At 29.2% G+C, this 2,979-nt stretch carries 4 protein-coding genes; 3 read left to right on the top strand and 1 reads right to left on the bottom strand.

Going from position 1 to position 2,979, the window contains the following annotated elements:
• Positions 1-521: glycosyltransferase family 9 protein (locus tag ACMUOV_RS05040; protein ID WP_413854016.1), on the bottom strand; the 521-nt coding region annotated here is incomplete at its 3' end.
• 100 nt (positions 522-621) lie between these two features.
• Between ACMUOV_RS05040 and ACMUOV_RS05035 the strand changes: the two genes are divergently transcribed.
• From ACMUOV_RS05035 to tatC, 3 genes are all read left to right on the top strand, one after another.
• Complete coding sequence (locus tag ACMUOV_RS05035; protein ID WP_413854015.1) at positions 622-1,980, top strand: 4Fe-4S binding protein; 1,359 nt, start codon at positions 622-624, stop codon at positions 1,978-1,980.
• 142 nt (positions 1,981-2,122) lie between these two features.
• Positions 2,123-2,362, top strand: coding sequence for a twin-arginine translocase TatA/TatE family subunit (locus ACMUOV_RS05030; protein WP_413854014.1), 240 nt, complete (start codon positions 2,123-2,125; stop codon positions 2,360-2,362).
• Positions 2,363-2,368: 6 nt separating this feature from the next.
• The coding region (gene tatC, locus ACMUOV_RS05025; RefSeq protein ID WP_413854017.1) for a twin-arginine translocase subunit TatC at positions 2,369-2,979 on the top strand (611 nt) is incomplete at its 3' end.

The following is a 2,979-nucleotide window of genomic DNA, read 5'->3' as shown; positions in this document are numbered from 1 at the left end:
TTGTTTTCTTTTTTCAGTGTGTCATAAGCACTTGTTAAAAGCCATTGTCTGGCATATTTATTTGAAGCTTTTATTTTTCTGTTGCCGTCCAACCAATAACCTATTTTTTTATCTGCCATTGCCATTGTTGCAAAAGCCAAGCTTTCCGGTGCAAGATCAAGGTTTATAACGATATTATATTTGGTTGATGTTAAAAACGAAAAAACTTTTGAATTGTTTATAATAATATTATCTATATATTTGTTTCCTGTCAAAGTATCTTTGTTTTTTTCTTCTACAAGCCAATCTATTGAAATGTTTTTATATTTTTGCTTTAAACCTTCCAATATAAAAGTTGTTCTTAAAACATCGCCCATGGCGCCGAGCTTTATTATTAAAATATTTGTTAAGTTTTCGGATGATTTTTTTATGGAAACATATTTTGTACACGATGAGCAAACCGCATTTTTATTTTTTTGATAAATGCAAGGTCTGTCCAAAGGGAAATATTTGCAATCGGAATAAATAACATATTTGTTCATATTCTCATAATTTAGCAAATTATAAAATTTCGGTCAAAAAAAAGAAATTTTTTCTCTCAAGCTATTAAATAAAAAATTTAATTTTTGTATAATAAAAGCCATGAATAAAAATAAAATAATTTATCGATTAAGGTTAATAATATCCTCAATTATTTTAATAATTTCTTTTTTGGCTTTTACTGCTGTTTTTAATTTTTTTACAAATTTTTTTGCAATACAGTTGGGACCGTGTGTTGCAAGTTTAATTGCTTCTTTCTCGTTGTCCGTTTTAATATCCGTTTTAGCCGTTTTGTTTTTTACATTTTTATTCGGAAGGTTTTATTGTTCTTTAATTTGCCAGTTGGGGATTTTACAAAATTTTATAGGATTTTTATCTTTTAAAAAAAGTAATAACAATAAAAATATGGTAAAAACAAGATATACAATAGCGGCATTTGTATTTGCTGCTTTATCTTGCGGATGGGCCGTAGGTTTTAAAATTTTGGACCCGTATACCAATTTCGGGTTAATTGCTTCAAGCATTTGGACACCTTTTTATAATTTTATAACAAAAAATCAAAATTACGAATTTACTATATTAACTTTAATAATATCTTTAATTCCTTTTGTAATTTTAATATTTTTGGTTTTGTTTAAAAGAAGATTTTTTTGCACTGCAATTTGTCCCGTAGGTACACTTTTGGGCTTGTCTGCAAAATATGGAATAGTAAAACTTAAAATAAATGATAAATGTATAACATGCGGTGCTTGTTTTAGAAATTGTCCTTCCGGAAGTATAAATTTAAAAGATAGAAATATAGATAATGAACTTTGTATAAGATGTTTAAAGTGTATGTCCGTTTGTCCGAAACAAGCCGTAAGTTTTGCAACGGTAACTGATAATAAAAAAACTGTTACGTTTGATGAAAGCAGAAGGAATTTTATTTTAGGTTCGGCTTTTGTTTTAGGTGCAATTGCAACAGGTGTAGGAAGTTCTTTTGTTAGAGGTAAATTATTTATAAAAGATAAAATAAGAGCAATATTACCGCCCGGAGCCGGAGATTATTCAAGTTTTTCTTCAAAATGTACAAGTTGCCAGTTATGTGTTGCGGTATGTCCTAATAAAGTAATTCATCCAAGGGATTTTAGTCATTCTGCAATTTATATGGATTATTCAAAAAATTCTTGTAAATACGATTGTAATGCTTGCAGTTCGGCTTGTCCTACAGGTGCAATAAAAAAGATTTCATTGGAAGAAAAACAACATTTAAGAATAGGTATGGCAAAAATAGACGGAAACTTATGTGTAAATTGCGGAATATGTGCTTTTAAATGTCCTGCTAAAGCATTAAATTTAAACGATGACAGAGTGTTGCAATTTGACGGTTCAAAATGCATAGGTTGCGGTGTGTGTCAAACGGTTTGTCCGCAAAAAGCAATAGAAGTTGTAGGAATTATGGAACAAAGCAAAGCTGTTTAAAATAGTAATAACAGGTTATAAGAAGGTTATTCGGTTATAGATTGAACAAAGAAATTGTAAACTAAAAAATAAATTATACCCAGATAACCGGATAAACTTATAAACCAAAAACTGCAAAGCAATTTTTTAGGAGGTAGTTTTTATGTCTTTAGGTTTTACCGAAATACTTTTGATTGTAATAGCAATTGTTTTATTGTTCGGAGCAAAAAGAATACCTGAACTTGTAAAATCAATTGCAAGGGCTTCTTACGAATATAAAAAAGCAAAAGAATTGATAAAGAAAGAGTCTGAAGAAATTATCAATGCCGGTGAAGAAACAACCGATAATGTAAATAAGCAACAAACCATAGACGTAAAAGCCGAAGAAAAAAAAGATAAGTAATTGCACATGGCGGATTTGGAGCAGGAAAAATTAACTTATCATTTGTCCGAATTAAGAAAAACAATCCTTTCGGTTATTGTTTGTCTTATCGTTTTATTTCCGTTAGGTTATTTTTTTGCTCCGTATTGTATTGATTGGCTTATCAAACGGAGTTTTTTAAATCAATCACTTTCTTTAAATTTCTTTTCCCCTATGGAAGTTTTTATAGTAAATTTGAAAATAGGTTTTGTTGTTGCTTTTATTATGGGCTTTCCGTATATAATTTATAAAATATGGCAGTTTTTACTTCCTGCATTATATGATAAAGAAAAAAAATTTATAAAAACGGCAGTGTTTTGTTCAAGTATTTTATTTATTTTCGGTGCTGCAATTTGTGTCGCATTTGTGTTACCGTTAATAATAAAATTTTCCATGAGTTTTACAACCGAGCAAATTAAACCGATGCTTGGAATAAGTAATTTTTTAGGCCTTTCCGGCTGGCTTATGCTTGTATTCGGCTTAATGTTTCAATTTCCGATAGTAATATATTTTTTAGTTAAATTTTCAATCGTGTCTGTTGAAACATTAAAAAACAAAAGACCCTATATTATAGTTGTAATGCTTTTAATTGCCGCATT

Origin of the sequence: Candidatus Ruminimicrobium bovinum (assembly GCF_902760015.1) — a bacterium.
GTDB lineage: Bacteria > Elusimicrobiota > Endomicrobiia > Endomicrobiales > Endomicrobiaceae > Ruminimicrobium > Ruminimicrobium bovinum.
The sequence above is the reverse complement of the archived record's forward strand: the minus strand, read 5'-3'. Positions and strand labels throughout refer to the sequence as shown.